Raw genomic sequence first — 22,775 nt, 5'->3', positions numbered from 1 at the left:
AGCGAGACGGAACGGACCCTCACCTCCCCGCGCGCGGCGCCGCGCGCCGTGCCGGCGGCCCCGCGCTGGATCGACACGCCGGACGACGATTCCGCCGGGCAGATCGTGCTGGCCTTCGACGACAACCGCGTCGCCAGCCAGCTTTTCGGCCATTACGGGCAGAATCTCGCCCTCATCGAGCGGCGGCTGGAAATCGTCGCCGAGCAGCGCGGCAACCATGTCACGCTGGAAGGCCCGCGCGAGGCCTGCGAGCAGGCGCGCCATGTGCTGGAAACGCTCTATGCCCGGCTGAAGAAGGGCGGGGAACTCCAGCCCGGCGATGTCGAGGGCGTGCTGCGCGAGGCCGCCGCGCAGGGGCAATTATTCGAGTTCGACCCCGCGACCAAGAAGCAGAGCTTCGACGAAATCCAGCTGCGCCGCCGGCCGGTGCGCGCCCGCACCGCCGCGCAGGACGCCTATATCCGCGCGCTCAAGCGGCAGACGCTGGTGTTCGGCGTCGGCCCCGCCGGCACCGGCAAGACCTGGCTCGCGGTCGCCTATGCCGTCCACCTCTTGGAGCGGCGCGTGGTCGACCGGCTGATCCTCTCCCGCCCGGCGGTGGAAGCGGGCGAGCGGCTCGGCTTCCTGCCCGGCGACATGAAGGAGAAGGTCGACCCCTATCTGCGCCCGATCTACGACGCGCTGCATGATTTGATGGACCGCGCCTTTGTCGAGCGGGCTATGATGTCGGGCGAGATCGAGATCGCCCCGCTGGCCTTCATGCGCGGGCGCACGCTGGCCAATGCCTGCGTCATCCTCGACGAGGCGCAGAATACCACCTCCATGCAGATGAAGATGTTCCTCACCCGCCTGGGCGAGAACTCGCACATGATTATCACCGGCGACCCCAGCCAGATCGACCTGCCGCCGGGCCAGACCTCGGGCCTGGCCGAGGCGGTGGGGCTGCTGAAGGACGTGGAAGGCGTCGACGTGTGCCACTTCAACGCCGCCGATGTGGTGCGCCACGAGCTGGTCGGGCGCATCGTCGCCGCCTATGACCGCAAGGATTCGGCGGCGCGGGCGGCGGTCCCGGCGGGGATCGCGCGGCCATGAACGGGGAAGGCGACAGTCCCGCGCCGCAGGTCGAGGTCGACGTGCTGGTCGAGGCCGGGCCCTGGGCCTCGATCACGGATGCCGAAGCGCTGGTGGTGCGGGCGGTCAACGCCGCCTGCGCCGGCGCGCTCACCGAATACGAGATCGACATCGATGGCGCCGAGATCGCGGTGAAACTGACCGACGACGCGGCGCTGCAGGCGCTCAACCGAGACTGGCGCGGCAAGGACTACGCCACCAACGTGCTGTCCTTTCCTACCCCGGAGGTGGCGCGGGAGGGCGGCGATCCCCATCTGGGCGACATCGCCATCGCCTATGAAACGCTGGCCCGCGAGGCGGAGGCGGAAGGCAAACCTATCGCCGACCATCTCGCGCATCTCGCTGTCCATGGTACGCTGCATCTGCTCGGCTATGATCACGAGGTCGCGGAAGAGGCGGAGGAGATGGAGGCGATGGAGCGTCGCGTGCTCGCCAGCCTCGCCATCGCCGACCCCTATGCCGAGACCGAACCCGTTCACCCCTGACCGAACCAACTGACCAAAAGGCCAATGTCCGATCCTCTTCCCAGTCCGTCCTCCGCCTCCCGGGGCAGCGAGGGCCCAAGTAGCGGCGCCAGCAATGGCGCCACCAGCGGCACCGCGACAAGCGTCGGGCAGCGAAGCAGGGCCGGCGGGGGCTCCAGCGAGCCTCGCGCCGGCATTTTCGGCCGGCTCCGCCATCTCATTGGCGGGCGGCGCTCCACCGGCTCGCTGCGCTCCGATCTCGCCGCCACGCTCGCGGCGCCCAGCACCGAGCCGGGAGCGGACCTCACCGCCACCGAGCGGACGATGCTCAAGAGCATTCTGGACCTGCGCGAGCTGCGGATCGGCGACCTCATGGTGCCGCGCGCGGACATCGTCGCCGTGCAGAAGGACATTTCGCTCGGCGAACTGCTCGCCGTCTTCGCCGAGGCCGGCCATTCCCGGCTCGTCGTCTATGACGACACGCTCGACGACCCCGTCGGCATGGTCCATATCCGCGATCTCGTGACCTATCTCACCCAGCGCGCCATGACGCCCCGCATGGCGGCCTCGCGCACCGAGGCCGTGCGCAGCGGCCAGCGCGAGAGCGTGGCGGATGTTCCCGCCGCCGGCGGCAAGGCGGCGCGGCCGGCGTTCAATCTCAAGGCTATCGACCTCTCCAATTCGCTGAGCGGCGCCAAGCTGATCCGCCGCCTGCTGTTCGTGCCGCCCTCCATGCCGTCCATCGAACTGCTCGCCAGCATGCAGGCGAGCCGCATCCATCTCGCCCTCGTCATCGACGAATATGGCGGGACGGACGGCATCGTCTCGATGGAGGATCTGGTCGAGGAAATCGTCGGCGACATCGAAGACGAGCACGATGAGGACGAGACCCCCGCCATCGCCCGCCAGCCCGATGGCAGCTTCATCGCCGATGCCCGCGCCAGCCTTGAGGACGTGGCCGAGATGATCGATCCGGCCTTTGCGCTCGGCGAGGAGGCGGAAGAAGTCGACACGCTCGGCGGCCTGCTCGTCACCCTCGCCGGCCGTGTGCCGGTGCGCGGCGAGATCGTCTCGGGGCCGGGCGATTTCGAGATCGAGGTGCTGGACGCCGATCCGCGCCGGGTCAAGCGGCTGCGCATCGCGGCAAACCGCGGCGAGGCGGGGGCGGGCACCCCCCCTGCCATCGCTGACGGGTCGGCCTCCCGGGCGCGCGCCCTGCCGCCGCCGGCGCAGCAGACCGGGGACACCTCCCGCAACGAGCGGCCGCGCGACACCGATGCGGCCTGATACGACGACCGGGGCCGGCGGCGCCCGGCCCTTTTCCAGCCAATGTTGACGCCGGATCGCCTGCGGGCGGCCCCCGCCCGCTGGCGCGCTTTGGGCGCGCTGGTGGCCGGCGGCCTGTCCGCCCTCGCCATGCCGCCCTTCGGGCTGTGGCCGGTGCTGGCGCTGACGCTGCCGGTGCTGGTGTTCCTGATCGACGCCACCGCCGGCCTGCCTCTACGCCGGGCGCTGACGGCGAGCTTCCTCGCCGGCTGGCTGTTTGGCCTCGGCTATTTCGTCGCCGGCCTGTGGTGGATCGGCGAGGCCTTTCTGGTGCAGGCCGACGCCTTCCTGTGGCTGATGCCGTTCGCGGTGCTCGGCCTGCCGGCCTATCTCGCGCTCTATACCGGCTTCGGCTGCGTGCTGGCGCGGCTGTTATGGACGGGCGGGCCGGGGCGGATCCTTGCCTTCGCCGCCGCCCTCACCCTGGCGGAGACCGCACGCGGCGCGTGGCTCACCGGTTTTCCCTGGAACGATTTCGGCTATGCGCTGGCGACCGATCTGCGCTTCGCGCAGGCCGCCTCGATCGTCGGGCTCACCGGGTTGTGCCTGGCGACGCTCGCCTGCCTCGCCAGCCCGGCGGCGCTGTTCTCGCCGGGGGGCTCGCCCCGCACCCGCCCGCTGCCGCTCGCCCTCGCCGTGCTGCTGCTCGCGGCGCTATGGGCCGGCGGGCAGTGGCGGCTCGCGACCACAGAGGTCGCCACCGTGCCGGATGTGCGGCTGCGGCTGATGCAGCCCGACCTGCCGCAGGACCAGAAATTCCGCTACGACGCCCGCCGCACGGTGATGGACCTCTATCTCGCCACCAGCGAGAGCCAGGGCGGGCTGAAAGGCGTCACCCATCTGTTCTGGCCCGAATCGGCCTTCCCCTTCTTCCTTGAGCGCGAGCCGGAGGCGCTGGCGCGGATCGTGGCCATGCTGCCGCCCGGCACGGTGCTCGTCACCGGCGCGGCGCGCTATCAGCCCGTGCCGGGCCGCGACCGGCCGGACGTGTTCAACAGTGTGCGGGTGATCGATTCGAGCGGGACGATTCGCGCCAATGCCGACAAGGTCCACCTCGTTCCTTTTGGCGAATATCTGCCGTTTCAGGAAACGCTGGAAGCGGTGGGGCTGGAAGCGCTGACGCGGGTGCGCGGGGGCTTCGCCGCCGCGCCCGCGCGCAGCTTGCTGGCCATTCCCGGCTTGCCCGAGGCGGTGCCGCTGATCTGCTACGAGGCCATCTTTCCCACCGAGGTGATGCCCGCCCCCGCCGGCGCGGCACAGGATACCCCGCGGCCGGGCTTCCTGCTCAATCTCTCCAACGACGCCTGGTTCGGCCTCACCCCAGGTCCCTACCAGCATTTCGAGCAGTCGCGGCTGCGGGCGATCGAGCAGGGCTTGCCGCTGGTGCGGGTCACCAATAACGGCATATCCGCCGTCGTGGATCCTCTGGGACGAATCAGCGCGGTTCTACCTCTGGGTGTGCGGGGCGTCCTCGACGACAGCCTCCCGCAAGCTTTGGCAGCTACAGCTTATGCCACACACGGCAGGGTGATATCGTGGTTGCTGCTTCTGGGCGGCTTCTGCGGGGCGCTCATGCTGCGCCTGCGAGCGATACACGCTTAGATTGATCGACGGCGGAACGCACTGCGCTTAGACTGCTCGCGGGCTCGGGTACTGCTTCTCTCCCTCTCAGCGGGGGGGAGGTATTTTTTTGTTTGCAGTCGGGGAAGCCGATGACGAAGAAATCACCCAATCCCGTCGACAAGCATGTCGGCAGCCGGGTCCGCATGCGACGCATGATGGTCGGGATGAGCCAGGAAAAACTCGGCGAGAGCCTCGGCATCACCTTCCAGCAGATCCAGAAATACGAAAAAGGCACCAACCGCATCGGCGCCAGCCGCCTGCAGAATATCTCGCAGGTGCTGTCCGTGCCGGTGGCGTTCTTCTTCGAGGGCGCGCCCTCGATGAACGCCGAATCCGGCGGCTTCGCCGAGGACGCCTCGCCTGCCTATGTCTCGGATTTCCTGGCCTCCTCCGAAGGTCTGGCGCTGACCCGCGCCTTCCTCAAGATCGCGGATTCCAAGGTCCGACGCCGCATTGTCGACCTCGTCGAGGCGCTGGCCGAACCCACGCCGGCGACCTGAACGGCGCGCGCGCTCCGTTCTGTTTTCCGAACGAATCCGACGTTAAAACCTTGACCGTCCCGACCGCGCTTGCAAAAGATGCGCGGCCGGGCGCGGGTTAAGGCGCCGGTCGACAATCGAGGAGCCGACTCGTGTCCCGCCAAGCCTATCTCTTCACCAGCGAATCCGTTTCCGAAGGCCATCCGGACAAGGTGTGCGACCGCATCTCCGACGAGATCGTCGATGCCTTCTTCAAGCACGGCCCGGAATTCGGCTGGGACCCGAGCCATCTGCGCGTCGCCGCCGAAACGCTCGCCACCACCAACCGCGTGGTGATTGCCGGCGAGACGCGCGGCCCGGCGCAGCTGACCAAGGATTTCCTCAGCCACATCGCCCGCCTCGCGATCAAGGATATCGGCTACGAGCAGGACGGCTTCCACTGGGAGAAGGCGGCGATCGACGTGCATCTGCACGCGCAGTCCGTCGACATCGCCCAGGGCGTCGATTCCGCCGGCAACAAGGATGAGGGTGCCGGCGACCAGGGCATCATGTTCGGCTATGCCTGCCGCGAGACGCCGGAGCTCATGCCGGCGCCGATCTATTACGCGCACAAGATTCTTAAGCTGCTCGCCGAGGCCCGCCATTCCGGCGAGAGCACCGTGCTCGGCCCCGACGCCAAGAGCCAGGTGACGGTGCGCTATGAGGGGGGCAAGCCGGTCGAGGTGACGCAGATCGTGCTGTCGACCCAGCACCTCGACGCCGACCTGTCCTCGCACGACGTGCAGAGCATCGTCGAACCCTATATCCGCCAGGCGCTGCCCGATGGCTGGATCACCCCGGCGACCGTGTGGCACGTCAACCCCACCGGCAAGTTCGTCATTGGCGGACCGGATGGCGATTGCGGGCTCACCGGCCGCAAGATCATCGTCGACACCTATGGCGGCGCGGCCCCGCATGGCGGCGGCGCCTTCTCCGGCAAGGACCCGACCAAGGTCGACCGCTCGGCCGCCTATGCCGCGCGCTACCTCGCCAAGAACGTGGTCGCCGCCGATCTCGCCGACCGCTGCACCATCCAGCTCGCCTATGCGATCGGCGTGTCCGACCCGCTGGCGGTCTATGTCGACCTTTACGGCACCGGCCGCGTCGAGGAAGCCAAGCTGGAAACCGCCCTGCGCGAGGTGATGAATCTGCGCCCGCGCGGCATTCGCGAGCATCTCGGCCTCAACAAGCCGATCTATGCCCGCACTTCCGCCTATGGCCATTTCGGCCGCGCGCCGGACGCCGATGGCGGCTTCTCCTGGGAGCGGACCGATCTCGTCGAGGCGCTGAAGTCCGCGGTCGGCTAAAGTTTGCGCCCGCGCGATTGCGCGCGGGACCTGGTGTGCTTATGCGGGGCGGTCCATCGCGGGTCCGCCCCGCCTTCGTTTCGAGTGTCCGCATGACCGCCGACGATGATTCCCGCCACCCCGGCGAGCCCCCGCGCGAGCACGCCTTCTATGGCCGGCGCAAGGGCAAGAAGCTGCGCACGGCGCAGGCCGCCCATCTCGCCGCCGACCTGCCGCGTCTGGCCATCGCCCTCGACGAGGTGGGCGCCGGGCCGCTTGCCGCCCTGTTCCCGCAGCCCGTGCGCGCGGTGCGGCTGGAAATCGGCTTCGGCGGCGGCGAGCATCTGGTCTCCGAAGCGGCCCGCCACCCCGATATCGGCTATATCGGCGCCGAGGCTTTCCTCAACGGCATCGCCAAGGCGACGGCGCGTGTGGCCGAACGCGGCCTTGGCAATGTGCGGCTCTATGGCGACGACGTGATCCCGCTGCTCGACCGCCTGCCGCCCGGCGCGCTGGAGCGGATCGACCTGCTCTATCCCGACCCCTGGCCCAAGCGCCGGCACTGGAAGCGGCGCTTCGTGCAGGCGGACAATATCGACCGCTTCGCCCGGCTTCTCACCCCCGGCGGGCATTTCCGCTTCGCCACCGATATCGAGCATTATGCGGCGTGGACGCTGCGCCAGCTTCTGGCCGATCCGCGCTTCGACTGGACGGCGGAGCGCGCCGACGACTGGCGCCTTCCCTGGGACGGCTGGCCCGGCACGCGCTACGAGGCCAAGGCGCTGCGCGAGGGACGGCGGCCGGGATACTACGAGTTCCGGCGCCGCTAATTACCGCCTAGTGTGGGAACCCTGAGGCCGGCGCGCGCGTTGACCGGCACGTCCCCCGTCACGTTCCTCACCCGGAGACTTTCGATGGCTCAGCCCAACCCGCAGGACGATTTCGCCAAGCTGTCCGCCGACCTCGCCACCCTGCGGGGCGATGTGGCCAAGCTCACCGAGACGCTGACCGCCCTCGCCCGCTCGGAAGGCAGCGCGGCGGCGGACGCGATCACCGGCCGCATCCGCTCCGGCGCCGCGCGCGCGGAAGCCGCCGCCTCCGGCCTCGCCGAGGAAGGCTATGCGGCGCTGCAGGAGGCGCGGACGCGGGCGCAGGCGCTCTCCGGCGATCTCGGGGCCACCATTGAACGCAACCCCTATGGCTCCGTGCTCGCGGCGCTGGGCGTCGGCTTCCTGTTCGGCCTGCTGTCGCGGGGCAAGTGATGCTCCGCCTCCTCTTGGCGCTTTTCGGAGCGGAAATCCGCTCCGCCGTGCGCAGGGCCGCCCGAACGGCCCTGCTCTGCGCGATTGGCGGGCTTCTGGTCGCCATGTCGGCGGTCTTTTTCCTCATAGCCTCCTTCATTGCGCTGGCTGACCGCTATGACGCGCTCACCGCCGCGCTGATCATCGGCGGCGGCCTGCTGGTCCTCGGCCTGATCTTCCTGCTGGTGGCGCTGATGCGCCGGCAGCGCCGTCCGGTCGGCTTCGGTGGTTACGGCGCCTATGGCGCCTATGCCGCCCCGCCGCCGGCACCCGCCGTCCCGCCGGCGGCGCCGCTCGCGGGGGGCCCGGCTGTGCCTCCCGCCGGTGTGAAGACCGTGCTCGGAATTGCGGCGGGCGCGGCGCTTATCGGCCTTATTCTTGGCCGACGCGTCTGAGAATGTGGCGCCGGGCTCGCGAGGGCCCGGTCCGCATTAGGCTCCCGTTATTGCAGGGGCAGCTAAAAAGGACCAATCTGCCATGAAGGCCGGAAGCTGACGTCCCATTGACGGGGACCCGGCTGCGCCGTTTGCCGCAGGAGGTTCTAACTTGACGTTTCGACGTTTGTCGCTGCGGCCGGGAGCGGCCATTCTCGCCACGCTCGCGGCACTGGGCGCCGCCCTGCCCGCCTGGGCCGACGCCCCTCCGGCAGACTTCATCGCCCGCTCCTCGCCGGCTGGCAATTATCTCGCCGCGCGCCTCGCGATCAATGAGCGCGACACCGCGGCAGCAGCGGCCTATTACCGCGAACTCGCCCGCCTGTTCCCGCGCCAGCGCGACCTGCAAGAGCGGGCCTTCCTTACCTTGCTGGCGGAAGGCTCGATCGACGAGGCGGTGGACCTCGCCCAGCGCCTGGTGCGGATCGACCCGGAACACACGCTCGCCCGGCTGGTTCTGGGCGTGAAGGCCATCAAGGCCAAGCAATATGTCACCGCCCGCAGCAATCTGCGCCGTTCCGGCCAGGGCGCCATCGCCGAGCTGAACGCCACGCTGCTCAGCGCCTGGAGCCAGTTCGGCTCGGGCGATGCGCGCGCCGGCGTCAAGGCCATCGACGCGCTGCAGGGGCCGGAATGGTATGACGGCTTCAAGGATTTCCACGCCGGGCTGATGCTCGACGCCGCCGGCGTCAAGAAGGAAGCCGGCCAGCGCCTGGAAGCCGCCCTCAAGCGCGACCCGCGCACGCTGCGCGTCGTCGACGCCTATGCGCGCTGGGCCTCGCGCAATGCCGGCAAGGCGGAAGCCATCGCCACCTATGAGGCGTTCGACAAGCTGGTGCCCGGCGACCCGCTGGTGGCGCGCTCGCTGGCGGAGCTGAAGGCGGGCAAGACGCTGCCGCCGCTGGTCAGCACCCCCACCGCCGGCGCGGCGGAAGTGCTGTATGGCCTCGGCGCCGCGCTCGGCCGCCAGGGCGGCGAGGATCTCGCCCTCGTCTATCTCCAGCTCGGCCGCTGGCTCGACCCGTCGCAGCCCTTGATGGCGATCACCCTCGCGGACCTGTTCGAGACGATGAAGCGGCATGAGGACGCCATCGCCCTGTTCGCCTCCGTGCCGGATTCCTCGCCGTTCAAGATGAATGCCGAGGTGCAGCGCGCGCTGAACCTCGACGCCGTCGGCAAGCATGACGAGGCGCTCGCCGTGCTGAACAAGGTGGTGGCGGCGGATGTGAAGGACCAGCGCTCGATCATGGCGCTGGGCGACGTGCTGCGCGCCAATGAGAAGTTCGCCGAAGCCGCCGCCGTCTACACCACCGCCATCGACCAGCTCGGCACGCCGCAGGCCAAGGACTGGGTGCTCTATTATTTCCGGGGCACCTGCTATGAACGGACCAAGCAGTGGGACAAGTCCGAGGCGGACCTGAAGAAGGCGCTGCAGCTCAGCCCCGACCAGCCGCATGTGCTGAACTATCTCGGCTATAGCTGGATCGATCAGGGCATCAATCTCCAGGCCGGCACCGACATGATCCGCAAGGCGGTGCAGCTGCGCCCGGATGACGGCTTCTTCATCGACAGCCTCGGCTGGGCCTATTACCGCACCGGCCATTATGACGACGCGGTGCGCGAGCTGGAGCGCGCGGTCGAGCTGAAGCCGAATGAGGCGGTGATCAACGACCATCTCGGCGACGCCTATTGGAAGGTCGACCGCAAGCTGGAAGCCCGCTTCAAGTGGAACCATGCCCGCGACCTGAAACCCGAGCCCGACGAGCTGGTCGATATCGAGCGCAAGATCGCCGTGGGCCTCGACGAGGCCGAGCGCATCAAGGCCGGCAAGGACGCGACCCAGAAGACCGAGACGGCGCCCGCCGCCGAGCCGCAAAAGGCGGCGGTGGACAAGACGCAGGACGCCGCCAAGCCGGGCAATGGCGGCTGACGCCGCCTGCCGCACGGCCGGAATGAAAAGAGGGGCGGGCCCGGTGGGACCCGCCCCTTTTCATTGATAACGGCCGGCGCGGCTCAGGCGGTAGCGGGGCGGCCGAGGAAGAACAGCGGGCGCGAGCGCAGGGCGAAGGCGCCGTCGCCGATCAGCCAGAGCGCGAAGGAGGCGACGATCAGGAAGCCGGGATATTCCCAGCCGCCACCAGCGGCGGAGAACAGCCAGCCATTGGGAATGTGCACGCTCATCGCCCCGGCCATGACCGGGATGAGCAGCAGCGCGACATGGCGGGCATAGATTCCGGCGATGATCAGCACGCCGCCGATGAGCTCGGCGAGGAACACCGGCCAGGCCAGGGCTTCCGGCAGGCCGAGGCTGCCGAGGAAGCCGGCAAAGCCGGGAATGGTGAAGACGACATATTTCAGCAGCGCGTGGGTCACCCACATCAGGCCGAGGGCGACGCGGAGGACGAAGGCGCCATAGGGCGCGGAACGGGAATCGATCATGGTGGGTCTCGCGGCAGCGTTGAGGGAGAGAGCAGCAGGCAGCGCCTGTCATGTCCCGGAGGTAACTCAACGCTCGGCGCAAGACGATAGCCGCCAATACCGGAGCGATCTTGCAAATCCGCAATATCGTAGCGATTGACAGCCGCGCGCTCACGCAAGCGGATATCGGCGTCGCCCGCCTCGGGCCACATGCGAGGCAAGCGCGGCGCGCAGGGGTGTCAGCGCCCTCGGCGGAAAACGTCCGGCGGCGTCACTTCTCGGAGGCGACCTCGGCGGTCATCTGCGCGGCGGCGCTGTCCTCGGCCAGCGCGGCCGGGGTGGGCGCCGGCGCTGCCTTGGGCGCCACGGCGCGCTCGGCGAGGCGGGTGCGGCCGCTGCCGCCACGCTTGAACTCGCACCACAGCCGGTCGGCCCCGGCGAGATTGCCGCGGAAGCTGACCTTGTCGGTCTTTTCCAGCTCGAAGCAGGGCTGGAAGGCGACGCCCTTGAGCTTGGCGCACACCGATTCCCCGCGCACCATGATGGTGCCGGCGGGCAGGGTGACATAGCGCGTATTGCCCTTGCCACGGATCTGGATGGTGCCGGCGACGGAACCGTCGGGAAGGATGCGCCCCGCCCCCACCGTGCCCTCATAGCAGGTGTAGGAGAAGGTCTGCCCGATGACGAAGCGCTGCGCCTCCTGCGCCGTCAGCGTCTCAGCCGAGGCGGACATCGGCAGCGCGGCGGTGGCAGCGAGAAGGGCGGCGGCCGGCAGGGCAGAACACAGACGCATGAGGGTTTCCATCGCTCCGGGATTTTTCACGATGCGCTGCGATGGACCCATCTTGTCAAGGCCGCACGGCGAATCACCCCCTCTCGCCGGGGCACGCAACGGGCCTTGTGTGGCTCCCTCGCAACGCTGTCGGTACCACGATCCCTAGGGTGAACGATCGCGGTTAACAGCTGGCAAATGCGCGCCGGTGTTCAGCCCGTCACCGGCACCGCGCCACGCGCCACCGGCTTCTCGACGATCGGCAGGTTGATGGCGGCGGAGGCGAAGCTCAGCGCCACCGACAGCCACCAGACGAAATCATAGGAGCCGAGGCTCTCATACAGCAGCCCGCCGAGCCAGACGCCGAGAAAGCCGCCGACCTGGTGGCTGAAAAAGGCGAAGCCGTAGAGCATGGCGAGATAGCGCGTGCCGAACATCAGCATCACCAGCCCGGAGGTCGGCGGCACGGTGGACAGCCAGAGCAGGCCGAGCACGATGCCGAAGCCGATCGCCGTCACCGGGCTCGCCGGCAGCAGCACGAAGGCGATAATGGCAAGGCCACGGGCGAAATAGATCGCCGCCAGCAGATAACGCCGCGGCATGCGGCTCGACAGCCAGCCCGAGCCGAGCGAGCCGACCATATTGGCGAGGCCGATCACCGCCAGCGTCCAGCCGCCCACCGTGATCGAGAGGCCGCGATCGATGAGATAGGCCGGCAGGTGGGTGGTGACGAAAGCGAGCTGGAAGCCGCAGGTGAAGAAGCCGAGCACGAGCAGCACATAGCTGGGATGGCGGAACGCCTCGCCCAGGGCGGCGCCGATCGATTGCGGGCGCTCTCCCGCCTTCGGCGCGGCCGGCGCCCGGGACAGCGCCAGCGCCAGCGGCATGATCAGCAGCATGGCGAGGCCGAACACCAGCAAGGTCTGGTGCCAGCCAATGGTGGTGTTGAGTCCCGCCGCCAGCGGCGGAAACAGGAACTGGCCGAAGGAACCGGCCGCCGTGCCGGCACCGAAGGAGAGCGGGCGCCACTTTTCCGGCAGCATCTTGCCGAAGGCGGCAAGCACGATGTTGAACGAACAGCCGGAAAGGCCGAAGCCGACCAGAACGCCGGCGGAGAGATGCAGCAGGCCCGGCGTCGCCGAATAGGCCATCAGCACCAGCCCGGCGGCATAGAGCGCGGCGCCGAGGCACAGCACCCGCGTCACGCCGAAGCGGTCGGCCACCGCGCCGGCGAAGGGCGTACCGACGCCCCAGAGCAGATTCTGGATGGCGATGGCGAGGCCGAACGTGTCGCGCCCCCAGCCATATTCGCCCGTCATCGGCAGCAGGAAGATGCCGGAGGAGGCACGCGGCCCGAAGCTGAGCATGGCGATGAGACAGCCGCACAGCACGATGAGCAGCGGCGCGCGGGCCGCAAGGCCGGGGCGGGGGGCGGATGTCGCGGGCATCGGGGCCTCGATTCGGCACAGCGCGGCACGGCCGCCTTTGCGGCAAAACTAGCGCCGGCTGAGCATCGCTGGAAAACAAATAGTTTTCAGGACACGCATCAGCAAAACCGATGGATGCCAGAAGAAGCAGGAATTTACGGTGCTGGGCTAGGGGAGGGTGAGGCCGCAGCGCCACACCTGGCTCCAATTCACGCGGGTGACGGTGCCGTGATCGCGCGGTTCACGAACTTTGCCACGCTTCGCCTGTAGGTGAGGGTCATTGCCCCATTCGCCGTTCCCCCACTCCTTCCCTCTGCGTGCGCCCCCATGCTTCTCGACCGTCGCCTGTTCCTGATCGCCTCGCCCCTCGCCCTCGCCGGCTGCGCCACCACGCGCGAGCCGGTGGCGAGCCGCGTCCTGCCTCCCGCCATGGACCCGCAATATCTGCGCATGTATGCGGCGATCAATGACGAGCCGTTCCCGGTGCCGGCGGTGGATCTGACGCAGATCGACCCGCGCTTCCTGCGCCAGGAGGTGGCCTACCCCACCCGTTATCAGCCGGGCACGATCGTGGTCGATCCCAATGAGCGCTTCGCCTATCTCGTCATGGCCAATGGCCGGGCGCTGCGCTACGGCGTCGGTGTCGGGCGCGAGGAAGGCTTCAATTTCCGCGGCGAGGGCGTGGTCGCCCGCAAGGCGGAATGGCCGCGCTGGACGCCGACCCAGGCGATGATCGCGCGCGAGCCGGAGCGCTACGGCCCCTATGCCGGCGGCCTGCCCGGCGGCCCGACCAACCCGCTAGGGCCGCGCGCGCTCTATCTCTACAAGGATGGGCGCGACACCTATTACCGCCTGCACGGCACCACCGAGCCATGGACCATCGGCACGCAGGTCTCGTCCGGCTGCATCCGCTTCATCAATCAGGACATCATCGACCTTTACCGCCGCGTGCCCACCGGCACCCGCGTGGTCGTGCTGCCCGCCACCGGCACGCCGGTGGGCTGAGCGGGCCGCTCAAGTGATGAGCGCCGGGCCGGCACGCCGGCCCGGCCATTCTCACCCCAGCCGGATCTCGAACGGCTCATTCTCCATCGCCTCGCGGCCCCGGCCGATGGCGGCGATGGCGGCGCGCATGCGGCCCTGCCGGCCGAGCACGCCGTCGGCGATCTCCACCAGCAGCGCGTTCGGCGTGGCGATGGGCGAGGCGGCGCGCAGCGCCCGGGCGATCTCGCCCTCGTCGCGCTCCGGCGCCAGCGCGCAGGCGGCGATATAGGCCGAGGCGGTGGAGCGGCTCACCCCGAGATAGCAGTGCACGACCAGCGGCGCCTCACGCGGCCAGCGGCGGGCAAAGCCGAGAATCGCCTCGACATGGTCGAGCGAGGGGTGGATCAGCCCTTCCTGCGGGCTCAGAATATCGTTGAACCCGACAAAGAGATGGTTCTCCGGCCGCACCGTGGCCGGCAGCGTCACGGGCGTCGCAGCATTGATCACCGAGAGCACATGCTCGGCGCGGGTGCGGGCGACGGTTTCCTCCAGCCGCGAGAGCGGGCAGACATGGATCATGGGGCCTCCGCGACCAGTTCCTCGAAGCGGGCGAGGAAGCGGGCCTTGGCCTCGCCCGCGCTCCAGGGGGTGAGGTAATCCCGTTCCAACGCGCTGTCGAGCGGGCAGGGCGTGCCGAACAGGCGCCGCGCCTCGGGGATGGCGAAGCCGGCCAGCCTTGTCGCTTCCAGAAAGGCGCTGGCGCGGTCGGCCGCCTTCACCCGCGCCACCAGCGTCGCCGGCCACTGCGCCGGCAGGCCGAAGCGCAGGCTCACCGCCGCCAGCAGGCGCGCCTCCACCGCCTTGTAATCGCCGCCGATCAACGCCTTGAACGGGCTGATCATGTCGCCGACCACATATTCCGGCGCGTCGTGCAGCAGCATGGCGAGCCGCCAGCGCCGATCAATGTCCGCGCCCCGTGCCGCCGCCTGACGGCGCGCGATGAGTTCCACCAGCACCGAGTGCTGCGCCACCGAGAAAATGTGCTCGCCGGCCGTCTGGCCGTTCCAGCGGGCGACGCGGGCGAGGCCATGGGCGACATCCTCGATCTCGATATCGAGCGGCGAGGGGTTGATGAGGTCGAGCCGCCGGCCCGAGAGCATGCGCTGCCAGGCGCGCACGGGTCTGGTCGCCACCACCTTCTTTGCGGGCGTCATCGCGTCGGCAAGGCCCATCGCGCCGCCCTCACGCCCGCGCATCTTGGGCTGCCAGCCCGTGCCGGTGGCAGGTAATGGCGTGGTCGTCCACCATGCCCACCGCCTGCATGAAGGCGTAGACGATGGTCGGCCCGACGAAATTGAAGCCGCGCTTCTTCAATTCCTTCGACATGGCGACGGCCACGGGCGAGGTCACCAGCGCCGGATCGCCCGGCGCGCGGCGATTGTCCAGCACCGGGCCGTTGATGTCCCAGAGCAGCCTGGAGAAACCCGGACCGCGCTCCTGAATGTCGAGCCAGACCTGCGCCGAGCGGATGGTCGATTCGATCTTGGAACGGTTGCGCACGATGCCCGTGTCCTGCATCAGCGCCTCCACCTTGTCGGGCGTGTAACGGGCGATGATCTCCGGCTGGAAGCCGTCAAACGCCGCGCGAAAACCCTCGCGCTTGCGCAGGATGGTGATCCAGGCGAGGCCGGCCTGAAAGCCGTCGAGGATCAGCTTCTCGAACAGGGCCCGGTCGTCATATTCCGGCACGCCCCATTCGCTGTCGTGATAGGCGACATAGAGCGGATCGGTGCCGCACCAGGCGCAGCGCGTTACGCCGTCTTCATGCATATGGACCTTCACGCCCCCTCCTCCGTGCCGGGAATGGCGAAGCGCGCCCAGGCCGGGCGTTCGGGCACCAGCGCGGCGCCGTCCGCCTCGACGGTCTGGCCGGCGGCACGCGCTTCCTCCAGCCGGTCGAGCCGGATCAGGGCGAGGGCGCGCCCGTCAATTCCCGAACCGATGCGGCCGAGGCTCTTGCCGCCGGCGGTGATCGGCGTGCCTTCGGCCGGCGGCGGGCCGCACAGCGCCATGGGAATGATCCGGGTGCGCGCCGTGCCGCGATGCTGCATGCGGCTGACGATTTCCTGCCCGACATAGCAGCCCTTGTCGAAATCGATGCCGCCGAGCTGGTCCATGTCGGCCTCATGCGGGAAGGCGTCGCCATAGAGGAAATCCTGCCCGCCCTCGGGCACGCCGAGGGTGATGCGGTGGGCGTGCCATTCCGCGTCCGGCACCATGGAAATCTGCGCCGCCTCGGCGGCGGGGAGCAGGAAGCGCCGGCCGAGCGCCGGCAGGCGGGGATCGTCATAGGAAAGCGTGTCGATGAGCGGGCTCGCCCCGCCCCAGGCCACCGCGACGTTGAGGTCGTCGAGCAGGCCGATCTCCACCTTGGCCCGCAGCCGGTAGAGCTGCAGCCGCTTGAGCAGATCGGGCGCGACCGCGCGGGGAATATCGAGGCGGAACCCGCCCTCCGTCGCCAGCACGATCATGTCGGCGACGATCTTGCCCTGCGGGGCGAGCAGCGCGGCATAGCGCGCTGCGCCGGGCGCGGGGGTGCGGGCGGTGAGCAGATTGTCGAGGAAATGCGCGGCGTCGGCCCCGGCGATGCGGGCGACGGCGCGCTCCTTCAGGATCGCGATCGGCATGGAGGCGCGCTCCGAACTCAGGAAGGCCCGGCAGGCGGGCAGGTTGCCAGAGAGGTACGACGCGCGGCGCCGGTGGGCAAGCCTGAAGAAACGAAACGGGAACAAATCGCCGCCGCCGTGCAGCCGCGACAGTCAATCGGCCCCGTGCGGTTGCCCGGTTCGCGGGGCGCCCCATCTTGAGGCGTGCGGGCCGGTTGCGGCCCCCCACCATTTCACAGGGAGATTTGCATGTCCGGCACCGTTCTCTTCACCGGCACCGCCACCGCCGTCGGCGGCCGCAACGGCCATTCCCAGACCAGCGACGGCTCGGTTTCGGTCGATCTCGGCATGCCGAAGAACGGCGTGCTCGATTCCGGCAAGACCACGCCCGAGCATTTGTTCGCCACCGGCTATGCCGCCTGCTTCGGCTCCGCTGTCGAGGCGGTGGGCCATCAGAAGAAGCTCGACGTGAGCGGCGCCGCCGTCACCGTCGCGGTGTCGCTGGTGAAGGGCGATGACGGCTACAGCCTTGCCGCCAAGCTGTCGCTGAAGGCCCCGGCGCTGTCGCCGGAGCAGACCCAGGAGGTGCTGGAGGCCGCGCACCAGATGTGCCCCTATTCCAAGGCGACGCGCGGCAACATCCCGGTGGAGCTCAGCGTCGGCTGAGACGCTCAGCCGCGAAAGATGTAATCCCCAGGCCCTCCGCCCGGGGATTTTCATGTCTGGACAGGCGATTGGAGACGGCGGGGCGCCGCGCCCCCGCCGCTCACGCCGTGCGGCGCAATTCGCCGGTGCCGCCCTGGGCCACCAGTTCGCCGAGGCTCGGCAGTTCCACCGGTGCGCCGGTGGGGCTGACGAGGCCGCGCGCGCCGGCCAGCGCACCGGGCACCAGCTCCAGCCCGAGGAAGCGGCTGCGGTCGAAGGCGCCGGGCAGCCACAGGCCCTCGGTCAGCGCCGGAGCGAAGCCGAAGCGCGCATAATAGGGCGCGTCACCCACCAGCAGAATGGCGCCATGGCCGAGCCGGGTCGCCTCGCAGATGGCGGTGTTCATCAGCGCGCCGCCGAGGCCGCGGTCGCGGAACCACGGATGCACCGCCAGCGGGCCGAGCAACAGCGCCGGGCGGCCGGGGCCGGCCGTGACGTGCCACAGGCGCAGCGTCGCCACCACGCGCCCGTCCGGGCCGTGCGAGGCGAAGGCGAGGCCTTCGGCCGGCTTGCGGCCTTCGCGCAGGCGCTCGCTGGTCTTGGCGAGGCGGGCGGCGCGGCCGAAGGCGAGGTCGAGCAGCGCCTCGCGCTGGGCGACATCGGCGGCGGACTCCAGCGAGATGGCCGGGGTGGTGCGGGCGAGCGAAGAGGTGCACATGACGGCCTCCAACACCCGGGATGGACCGGGCAAAAGAGGTGACAGGGAATTGTGAAAGCTGTGAGCCGTCCCCCTCTCCGCCCTCATCCCCGGGTTTGAGCCGGGGATCCCTCCCGTTGCGCGGGAGGCTGGATGGCCGGGTCGGGCCCGGCCATGAGGGTGGTGCGGGGGTCGAACCGCCTCAGATCACATAGGATCGCAGCGGATCGAAGCCGTTGAACGCCACCGCCGAATAGGTGGTGGTGTAGGCGCCGGTAGCCTCGATCAGCACCTTGTCGCCGATGGCGAGCGACACCGGCAGCATCACCGGGGTCTTCTCGTACAGCACGTCGGCCGAATCGCAGGTCGGGCCGGCGAGCACGCAGGGCTCCACCGCATCGCCGTCGCGCGGGGTCACGATCGGGTAGCGGATCGCCTCGTCCATCGTCTCGGCGAGGCCGCCGAACTTGCCGATGTCGAGATAGACCCAGCGCACCGAATCGCTGTCCGACTTCTTCGAGATCAGCACCACTTCGGCCTCGATCAGGCCGGCGGCGCCGACCATGCCGCGGCCCGGCTCGATGATGGTCTGCGGGATGGCATTGCCGAAATGCCGGGAGAGGGCGCGGAAGATCGCCTCGCCATAGGCCTCGGCGGCCGGCACGTCCTGCAGATACTTCGCCGGAAAACCACCGCCGAGATTGACCAGGCTGAGCGAGAAGCCGCGCTCGGCGCAATCACGGAAGATCGCGCTCGCCGAGGCCAGCGCGGAATCCCAGGCTTCGACATTCTTCTGCTGCGAACCGACATGGAAGGAGACGCCATGCGCCTCCAGCCCGCGCCGGTGGGCATGCTCCAGCACGTCGACGGCCATGTCGGGCTCGCAGCCGAACTTGCGCGACAGCGGCCATTCGGCGCCGGCGCCGTCGCACAGGATGCGGCAGAACACCTTGGAGCCGGCGGCGACGCGGGCGATCTTCTCGACTTCCTCGGTGGAATCGACCGCGAACAGGCGCACGCCCAGCTCGAAGGCGCGCGCCACGTCGCGCTCCTTCTTGATGGTGTTGCCGAAGGAAATGCGGTCGGGCGAGGCACCGGCGGCGAGCGCCATCATGATCTCGGCGACCGAGGCGCAGTCGAAGCAGGAGCCCATCTCGGCCAGCGCCGAGAGGATGGCCGCGTCGGGGTTCGCCTTCACCGCGTAGAACACGCGGGTGTCCGGCAGCGCCCGGGCGAAGGCGGCATAATTGGCGCGCACCACGTCGAGATCGACGACGACGCAAGGACCGTCCTCACGTCGGTTGCGCAGAAATTCGCGAATACGGTCGGTCATGGCGCTCTCCCACAGACCCGAAGCCTCGATCCAGATGAAGCGGACATGTGGATGCGACCACCCTCAAGCGGCGCCAATGGGCCGCGTTGATGGCAGGAATGCGCATCCGTCCGCCGGCCGCGCGGCACAAGCCGTTCGGTCGTTCGGAATGGAGCCGTGGCATCAAAGCGCCGCTGCGCGCATGTGGAGAGCGCCAGCGTCGTCCAATGCCTTCGCTTGGTACGGGAGACCCGACCGCACGCCCGGCAAGAAGTAGTGCCTCTTCAGTTTCCCGACCTTTGGAGGGCCGACAGAGACCAAAAAAGCCCGTACGTCGTTGCTTCAAGTCACGTTCCCCGCTGAGAGCGAGGTGCGCCGGTTTCGCCTCCGGCTACCGATCTGACTGGCGATTTTCCGGCCTCTTGTCCGGACTTCCGCCGATCGGCACGCGACCACAGGCACGTGCGAATGTTGGGCAGGGCGGGATTTAGGGTTCTACGCTGTCATATGCAAGCGGCTTTTGCGATTTTTATCGCATGCGCCCGATATATCGGCATGCACACGCCGCAAGCGGTATCGCAGGGCGGTGCGGGACTTGCCCCGGGCTTGCATCCCGCTTGCGTCAGCCTTCGACGAAGGGTTCGACCGACTTGGCCTTCATCACGAAACGATAAATGCCGTAGAGGGCGAGCAGGGCGAAGGCGCCCTCGAAGATGAGTTCCCACATCAGGCTCGCCTGGAACAGGGCGGCGAGGGCCCAGCCGGCGGCAAGGCCGGCGCCGATCAGCTCGGCGCCCAGCAGGATGGCGGCGCTTGCCACCGTGCTGACATTGTCCCAGCGAATGCGTCGGCCCGTGCTCATCGCGTCCCAATCCGTCTACTTCGGCGGGGCGCAACCTGCTATGCCCGACGGCGCGGGTCAAGCCGCCGGGCGGCGGCAAGGGCGCAGGTGGAGTGCGGAATGGCCCATGATCAGGTTCACGAGAGCGCGCGCGCCGGCGCCGGCATGGTCGCCACGCCCCATCCGCAGGCGACCGAAACCGGTCGCGCCGTGCTGGAAGAGGGCGGCAACGCCATAGAGGCCGCGCTCGCCGCCGCCGCCGCGCTGGCGGTGGCCTGCCCGCATCTGGGCGGGCTCGGCGGTGACGGGCTGTGGCTGATTCGCGATCCCGCCGGGCGCGTCACCGTGATCGACGCCGCCGGCCCGGCGGGGGCGGGCGCCGACGCGGCTTTCTACCGGGCGCGCGATCTTGACGAGCTTCCCCGGCGCGGCGCGCTTGCCGCCCTCACCGCGCCCGGCGCGGTCGGCGGCTGGATGCGGGCGCAGGAAGCCGCGCGCGCCCATGGCGGGCGGATGCCGATGCGGCGCCTGCTGGAATCGGCGCGTGAGCTTGCCCGCGCCAACCGCGCGGTCTCAACCGGGCAGTTCCGTGCCGCTACCCGGACACGGGTGGAGCTCGACGCCGTGCCCGGCTTCCGCGCCGCCTTTCTCGCGGCGGACGGCATGGTGCCGGAGCCCGGCACGCATCAGCCCTGCGCGCGTCTGGCCGATACGCTGGAACATCTCGCCCTGGCCGGGCTCAGCGATTTCTACCGGGGCGATGTCGCGCGCGAAATGGCGGCGGATCTGCAACGCGCGGGCAGCCCGCTCGCCCGTGCCGACTTTACCGCCTACGCCGCCCGCACCCGGCCGGCGCTCAGCGTGAAGCTGCCGGGCCTGACATTGTGGGCACCGCCTCCACCGGCGCCGGGGCTGGTGACGCTACTCACCCTCGCGCTGTTTAGCCGGCTCAGTATCGCCGAAACCGAAGGCTTCGCGCCTGTCCATGGTCTGATCGAGGCCGGCCGGCGGGCGCAGGAGATCGCCGCGCCGGCGCTCACCGATTCCATCGTGCTCAGCGCCGACCCGGCCGAGCTTCTCGCCCCGGAGGCGCTGGCGCGCGCGGCGGCGGGGATCGACCTCCGGCGCGCCGCGCCCGGTCCGCGCCGCACGGCAGCGAACGGCGACATTGGCGGCGCATGGATCGGCGCGGCGGATCGAAGCGGGCTGGTGGTTTCCTGCCTCTCCTCGCTGCATGCGCCCTTCGGCTCCGGCCTGGTACTGCCGGCGACCGGCGTGCTGATGAACAATAGCGGCGCCGCCTTCACGCTCGATCCGCGCGCGCTCGCCCCGCTGCAGCCCGGTCGCCGCCCGCCGGTGACGCTGAGCGCCAGCCTCGCGGTGCTGGCGGATGGGCGCGTCATGGGCGTCGGCAGCGGCGGCGACAGCCCGGCCCTGGCCGAGGCGCGCATTCTCAGCCGCTACCTCGGCGGCGCCCCGCTCGGGGCCGCGCTCGCCGCGCCGCGCTGGCGGCGGGACGAGAGGCTGCTTCTGGAGGCGGGGTTTGACGAGCAGCTGGCCGACCGGCTCGCCGCCGCCGGTCACGATGTCGAGATCATCGGCGTGCCATTTTCCGATGCCGTGGGATGCGCCGGCGCGGTGGTGCTGCATCCCGGCACGTCGGGGCTGGAGGGCGCCCATGATCCGCGCGGCGAGGGTGGCGCGGACGGGGTGTGAGACGGGCGGGTGAGCCTCCCGCGACTTCATCGAACGGTCACAACAACATGCGAGACGCGCCGCCATGGACGTGATTCTCACCAATGCCCGCCTTGTTCTGGAAGACCGCGTGATCGACGGCACGCTGGTCCATGGGGAAGGGCGAATCCGCGCGATCGACGAAGGCCGCTCGCATCTTCCCGCCGCCATCGACTGCGAAGGCGCCTTCCTCGCGCCGGGGCTGATCGACCTGCACACGGACGCGCTGGAAGGTCATTTCGTGCCGCGCCCGAAGGTGATCTGGCCGGATTCCCGCGCCGCCGCGCTGGCGCATGACGCGCAGATGGCCGCCTCCGGCGTCACCACGGTCTATGACGCCATCTGTGCCGGCGGCTTCGACCAGGCCAAGGCCGACCGCCGGGCGCTGTATGAGGTGATGCTGGACGCGGTCGATTCCGGCGTCGAGCGCAACCTGTTCCGCGTCGACCACCGCATCCATCTGCGCTGCGAGCTGACCGACCGCACCCTGCCCGATCTCGTCGACGCCGCGCTCGGCCGGCCGACCCTGGCGCTCGCCTCGCTGATGGACCACACGCCCGGCACCCGCCAATGGCGCAATGTCGAGCATCTCAAGGTCTATCTCACCGGCATCGGCAAGAGCGGCGGCGATATTGACGCCGAGGTCGCCGACCGGATCGAGCGCGCGCGGGGCGCGGTGGCGGAAAACTACCAGCGCATGGTGGCGCTGTTCGCCTCCTCCGGCCTCGTGCTGTCGAGCCATGACGACACCACGCCGGCCCATGTCGACGAGGCACTGGCGGCCGGCTGCACCATTTCCGAATTCCCCACCACGCTGGAGGCGGCGCGTGCCGCCCGCGCGGGCGGGCTCGCCACGATTGGCGGCTCGCCGAATGTGGTGCGCGGCGGCTCGCATTCCGGCGGCGTGTCGATGCGCGAACTCGCCCGCGAAGGGCTGCTCGACGCGCTCGCCTCCGACTATGTGCCGGCGAGCCTGCTGCAGGGGGCGCTGGCGCTGACCCGCACCGCCGACCTTTCCCTGCCCGACGCCCTCGCCCTCGTCACCGCCGCCCCGGCCCGGCTCGCCCGGCTGGAGGATCGCGGGCGGCTGCAAGAGGGCCTGCGCGCCGATCTTGTGCGCTTCCGCCTCGCGGAGGACACGCCGCGCATCGACGAGGTGTTCGTCGCCGGCCGGCGCGTGTTCTGAAAGGGGCCGT

24 protein-coding genes are annotated in these 22,775 nt (G+C 69.6%); 14 read left to right on the top strand and 10 right to left on the bottom strand.

Annotation, left to right across the window (positions count from 1 at the left end):
• Positions 1-48: 48 nt before the first annotated feature.
• From J2S75_RS05255 to J2S75_RS05210, 10 genes are all read left to right on the top strand, one after another.
• Positions 49-1,092, top strand: a complete 1,044-nt coding sequence (locus tag J2S75_RS05255) for a PhoH family protein (protein ID WP_307019153.1) — start codon at positions 49-51, stop codon at positions 1,090-1,092.
• A complete protein-coding gene (ybeY, locus tag J2S75_RS05250; protein ID WP_307018771.1) occupies positions 1,089-1,616 on the top strand; it encodes an rRNA maturation RNase YbeY in 528 nt (175 codons plus the stop codon). The genes J2S75_RS05255 and ybeY overlap by 4 nt, the downstream gene beginning before the upstream one ends.
• A gap of 24 nt (positions 1,617-1,640) precedes the next feature.
• Entirely contained in the window at positions 1,641-2,882 is a 1,242-nt protein-coding gene (locus tag J2S75_RS05245) for a hemolysin family protein (RefSeq protein ID WP_307018770.1), read from the top strand.
• Between the two features lie 42 nt (positions 2,883-2,924).
• Positions 2,925-4,523 (top strand): apolipoprotein N-acyltransferase, encoded by a 1,599-nt coding sequence (gene lnt / locus J2S75_RS05240; protein WP_307018769.1) that lies wholly within the window; start codon positions 2,925-2,927, stop codon positions 4,521-4,523.
• A 110-nt stretch (positions 4,524-4,633) separates the two neighbouring features.
• Positions 4,634-5,044, top strand: a complete 411-nt coding sequence (locus J2S75_RS05235; protein ID WP_307018768.1) for a helix-turn-helix domain-containing protein — start codon at positions 4,634-4,636, stop codon at positions 5,042-5,044.
• Positions 5,045-5,175: 131 nt separating this feature from the next.
• Complete coding sequence (gene metK, locus J2S75_RS05230; RefSeq protein ID WP_244379879.1) at positions 5,176-6,369, top strand: methionine adenosyltransferase; 1,194 nt, start codon at positions 5,176-5,178, stop codon at positions 6,367-6,369.
• A gap of 92 nt (positions 6,370-6,461) precedes the next feature.
• Positions 6,462-7,178 carry a tRNA (guanine(46)-N(7))-methyltransferase TrmB gene (trmB, locus tag J2S75_RS05225; protein ID WP_307018767.1) on the top strand — a complete coding sequence of 239 codons (717 nt, stop codon included), beginning with the start codon at positions 6,462-6,464 and terminating at the stop codon, positions 7,176-7,178.
• Positions 7,179-7,262: 84 nt separating this feature from the next.
• A complete protein-coding gene (locus J2S75_RS05220; protein ID WP_307018766.1) occupies positions 7,263-7,610 on the top strand; it encodes a hypothetical protein in 348 nt (115 codons plus the stop codon).
• Positions 7,610-8,044: a phage holin family protein gene (locus J2S75_RS05215; protein ID WP_307018765.1), complete on the top strand. Its 435-nt coding sequence runs from the start codon at positions 7,610-7,612 to the stop codon at positions 8,042-8,044. Before J2S75_RS05220 ends, J2S75_RS05215 begins: the two co-directional genes overlap by 1 nt.
• Before the next feature lie 211 nt (positions 8,045-8,255).
• The gene (locus tag J2S75_RS05210; protein ID WP_370874094.1) at positions 8,256-10,013 is read left to right on the top strand and encodes a tetratricopeptide repeat protein; all 1,758 of its coding nucleotides are present in this window, start codon (positions 8,256-8,258) and stop codon (positions 10,011-10,013) included.
• Positions 10,014-10,096: 83 nt separating this feature from the next.
• Here the strand turns inward: J2S75_RS05210 and J2S75_RS05205 are convergent, their stop codons facing one another.
• The 3 genes from J2S75_RS05205 to J2S75_RS05195 form a co-directional block, all read right to left on the bottom strand.
• A complete protein-coding gene (locus J2S75_RS05205) occupies positions 10,097-10,522 on the bottom strand; it encodes a DoxX family protein (protein WP_307018763.1) in 426 nt (141 codons plus the stop codon).
• A 250-nt stretch (positions 10,523-10,772) separates the two neighbouring features.
• A complete protein-coding gene (locus J2S75_RS05200) occupies positions 10,773-11,294 on the bottom strand; it encodes a hypothetical protein (RefSeq protein ID WP_307018762.1) in 522 nt (173 codons plus the stop codon).
• A 191-nt stretch (positions 11,295-11,485) separates the two neighbouring features.
• A complete protein-coding gene (locus J2S75_RS05195; RefSeq protein WP_307018761.1) occupies positions 11,486-12,721 on the bottom strand; it encodes an MFS transporter in 1,236 nt (411 codons plus the stop codon).
• A 306-nt stretch (positions 12,722-13,027) separates the two neighbouring features.
• On the opposite strand from J2S75_RS05195, the gene J2S75_RS05190 reads away from it, so the two are divergent.
• Positions 13,028-13,705, top strand: coding sequence for a L,D-transpeptidase (locus J2S75_RS05190; RefSeq protein WP_244379887.1), 678 nt, complete (start codon positions 13,028-13,030; stop codon positions 13,703-13,705).
• A gap of 51 nt (positions 13,706-13,756) precedes the next feature.
• Here J2S75_RS05190 and J2S75_RS05185 read toward each other — a convergent pair whose 3' ends face one another.
• From J2S75_RS05185 to ygfZ, 4 genes are read right to left on the bottom strand one after another with little or no spacing between them, the layout of a single operon-like run.
• Positions 13,757-14,263, bottom strand: coding sequence for a tyrosine phosphatase family protein (locus J2S75_RS05185; RefSeq protein ID WP_307018760.1), 507 nt, complete (start codon positions 14,261-14,263; stop codon positions 13,757-13,759).
• Positions 14,260-14,898: a YfbR-like 5'-deoxynucleotidase gene (locus J2S75_RS05180; protein WP_307019152.1), complete on the bottom strand. Its 639-nt coding sequence runs from the start codon at positions 14,896-14,898 to the stop codon at positions 14,260-14,262. The genes J2S75_RS05185 and J2S75_RS05180 overlap by 4 nt, the downstream gene beginning before the upstream one ends.
• A gap of 28 nt (positions 14,899-14,926) precedes the next feature.
• The gene (locus tag J2S75_RS05175) at positions 14,927-15,514 is read right to left on the bottom strand and encodes a DNA-3-methyladenine glycosylase I (protein ID WP_307019150.1); all 588 of its coding nucleotides are present in this window, start codon (positions 15,512-15,514) and stop codon (positions 14,927-14,929) included.
• Positions 15,515-15,522: 8 nt separating this feature from the next.
• Positions 15,523-16,371, bottom strand: coding sequence for a CAF17-like 4Fe-4S cluster assembly/insertion protein YgfZ (ygfZ, locus tag J2S75_RS05170; RefSeq protein ID WP_307018759.1), 849 nt, complete (start codon positions 16,369-16,371; stop codon positions 15,523-15,525).
• Positions 16,372-16,599: 228 nt separating this feature from the next.
• Between ygfZ and J2S75_RS05165 the strand changes: the two genes are divergently transcribed.
• A complete protein-coding gene (locus J2S75_RS05165; protein WP_307018758.1) occupies positions 16,600-17,016 on the top strand; it encodes an Ohr family peroxiredoxin in 417 nt (138 codons plus the stop codon).
• Positions 17,017-17,116: 100 nt separating this feature from the next.
• Here J2S75_RS05165 and J2S75_RS05160 read toward each other — a convergent pair whose 3' ends face one another.
• The 3 genes from J2S75_RS05160 to J2S75_RS05150 all read right to left on the bottom strand — a co-directional run bounded on the left by J2S75_RS05160 (position 17,117) and on the right by J2S75_RS05150 (position 19,866).
• Positions 17,117-17,713: a GNAT family N-acetyltransferase gene (locus tag J2S75_RS05160; protein WP_307018757.1), complete on the bottom strand. Its 597-nt coding sequence runs from the start codon at positions 17,711-17,713 to the stop codon at positions 17,117-17,119.
• Between the two features lie 181 nt (positions 17,714-17,894).
• The gene (locus tag J2S75_RS05155) at positions 17,895-19,025 is read right to left on the bottom strand and encodes a type III PLP-dependent enzyme (protein ID WP_307018756.1); all 1,131 of its coding nucleotides are present in this window, start codon (positions 19,023-19,025) and stop codon (positions 17,895-17,897) included.
• A 601-nt stretch (positions 19,026-19,626) separates the two neighbouring features.
• On the bottom strand, positions 19,627-19,866 hold the full coding sequence (locus tag J2S75_RS05150) for a hypothetical protein (protein WP_307018755.1): 240 nt from the start codon (positions 19,864-19,866) through the stop codon (positions 19,627-19,629).
• Positions 19,867-19,965: 99 nt separating this feature from the next.
• On the opposite strand from J2S75_RS05150, the gene J2S75_RS05145 reads away from it, so the two are divergent.
• Positions 19,966-21,561: a gamma-glutamyltransferase gene (locus tag J2S75_RS05145; protein ID WP_307018754.1), complete on the top strand. Its 1,596-nt coding sequence runs from the start codon at positions 19,966-19,968 to the stop codon at positions 21,559-21,561.
• A 64-nt stretch (positions 21,562-21,625) separates the two neighbouring features.
• Positions 21,626-22,765, top strand: a complete 1,140-nt coding sequence (locus tag J2S75_RS05140) for an alpha-D-ribose 1-methylphosphonate 5-triphosphate diphosphatase (protein WP_307018753.1) — start codon at positions 21,626-21,628, stop codon at positions 22,763-22,765.
• Positions 22,766-22,775: the final 10 nt, after the last annotated feature.

The sequence above is a fragment of the Ancylobacter polymorphus genome (assembly GCF_030813495.1).
Classification (GTDB): Bacteria; Pseudomonadota; Alphaproteobacteria; order Rhizobiales; family Xanthobacteraceae; genus Ancylobacter; species Ancylobacter polymorphus.
This window is presented reverse-complemented; position numbering and strand designations above follow the sequence as displayed.

Excerpts from the sequence above, each read along its gene's own strand:
- ybeY (WP_307018771.1), top strand. The coding sequence starts at position 1,089 with ATGAACGGGGAAGGCGACAGTCCCGCGCCGCAGGTCGAGGTCGACGTG.
- J2S75_RS05245 (WP_307018770.1), top strand. The coding sequence starts at position 1,641 with ATGTCCGATCCTCTTCCCAGTCCGTCCTCCGCCTCCCGGGGCAGCGAG.
- lnt (WP_307018769.1), top strand. The coding sequence starts at position 2,925 with ATGTTGACGCCGGATCGCCTGCGGGCGGCCCCCGCCCGCTGGCGCGCT.
- J2S75_RS05235 (WP_307018768.1), top strand. The coding sequence starts at position 4,634 with ATGACGAAGAAATCACCCAATCCCGTCGACAAGCATGTCGGCAGCCGG.
- trmB (WP_307018767.1), top strand. The coding sequence starts at position 6,462 with ATGACCGCCGACGATGATTCCCGCCACCCCGGCGAGCCCCCGCGCGAG.
- J2S75_RS05220 (WP_307018766.1), top strand. The coding sequence starts at position 7,263 with ATGGCTCAGCCCAACCCGCAGGACGATTTCGCCAAGCTGTCCGCCGAC.
- J2S75_RS05215 (WP_307018765.1), top strand. The coding sequence starts at position 7,610 with ATGCTCCGCCTCCTCTTGGCGCTTTTCGGAGCGGAAATCCGCTCCGCC.
- J2S75_RS05205 (WP_307018763.1), bottom strand. The coding sequence starts at position 10,522 with ATGATCGATTCCCGTTCCGCGCCCTATGGCGCCTTCGTCCTCCGCGTC.
- J2S75_RS05200 (WP_307018762.1), bottom strand. The coding sequence starts at position 11,294 with ATGCGTCTGTGTTCTGCCCTGCCGGCCGCCGCCCTTCTCGCTGCCACC.
- J2S75_RS05195 (WP_307018761.1), bottom strand. The coding sequence starts at position 12,721 with ATGCCCGCGACATCCGCCCCCCGCCCCGGCCTTGCGGCCCGCGCGCCG.
- J2S75_RS05190 (WP_244379887.1), top strand. The coding sequence starts at position 13,028 with ATGCTTCTCGACCGTCGCCTGTTCCTGATCGCCTCGCCCCTCGCCCTC.
- J2S75_RS05185 (WP_307018760.1), bottom strand. The coding sequence starts at position 14,263 with ATGATCCATGTCTGCCCGCTCTCGCGGCTGGAGGAAACCGTCGCCCGC.
- J2S75_RS05180 (WP_307019152.1), bottom strand. The coding sequence starts at position 14,898 with ATGACGCCCGCAAAGAAGGTGGTGGCGACCAGACCCGTGCGCGCCTGG.
- J2S75_RS05175 (WP_307019150.1), bottom strand. The coding sequence starts at position 15,514 with ATGCATGAAGACGGCGTAACGCGCTGCGCCTGGTGCGGCACCGATCCG.
- ygfZ (WP_307018759.1), bottom strand. The coding sequence starts at position 16,371 with ATGCCGATCGCGATCCTGAAGGAGCGCGCCGTCGCCCGCATCGCCGGG.
- J2S75_RS05165 (WP_307018758.1), top strand. The coding sequence starts at position 16,600 with ATGTCCGGCACCGTTCTCTTCACCGGCACCGCCACCGCCGTCGGCGGC.
- J2S75_RS05160 (WP_307018757.1), bottom strand. The coding sequence starts at position 17,713 with ATGTGCACCTCTTCGCTCGCCCGCACCACCCCGGCCATCTCGCTGGAG.
- J2S75_RS05155 (WP_307018756.1), bottom strand. The coding sequence starts at position 19,025 with ATGACCGACCGTATTCGCGAATTTCTGCGCAACCGACGTGAGGACGGT.
- J2S75_RS05150 (WP_307018755.1), bottom strand. The coding sequence starts at position 19,866 with ATGAGCACGGGCCGACGCATTCGCTGGGACAATGTCAGCACGGTGGCA.
- J2S75_RS05145 (WP_307018754.1), top strand. The coding sequence starts at position 19,966 with ATGGCCCATGATCAGGTTCACGAGAGCGCGCGCGCCGGCGCCGGCATG.
- J2S75_RS05140 (WP_307018753.1), top strand. The coding sequence starts at position 21,626 with ATGGACGTGATTCTCACCAATGCCCGCCTTGTTCTGGAAGACCGCGTG.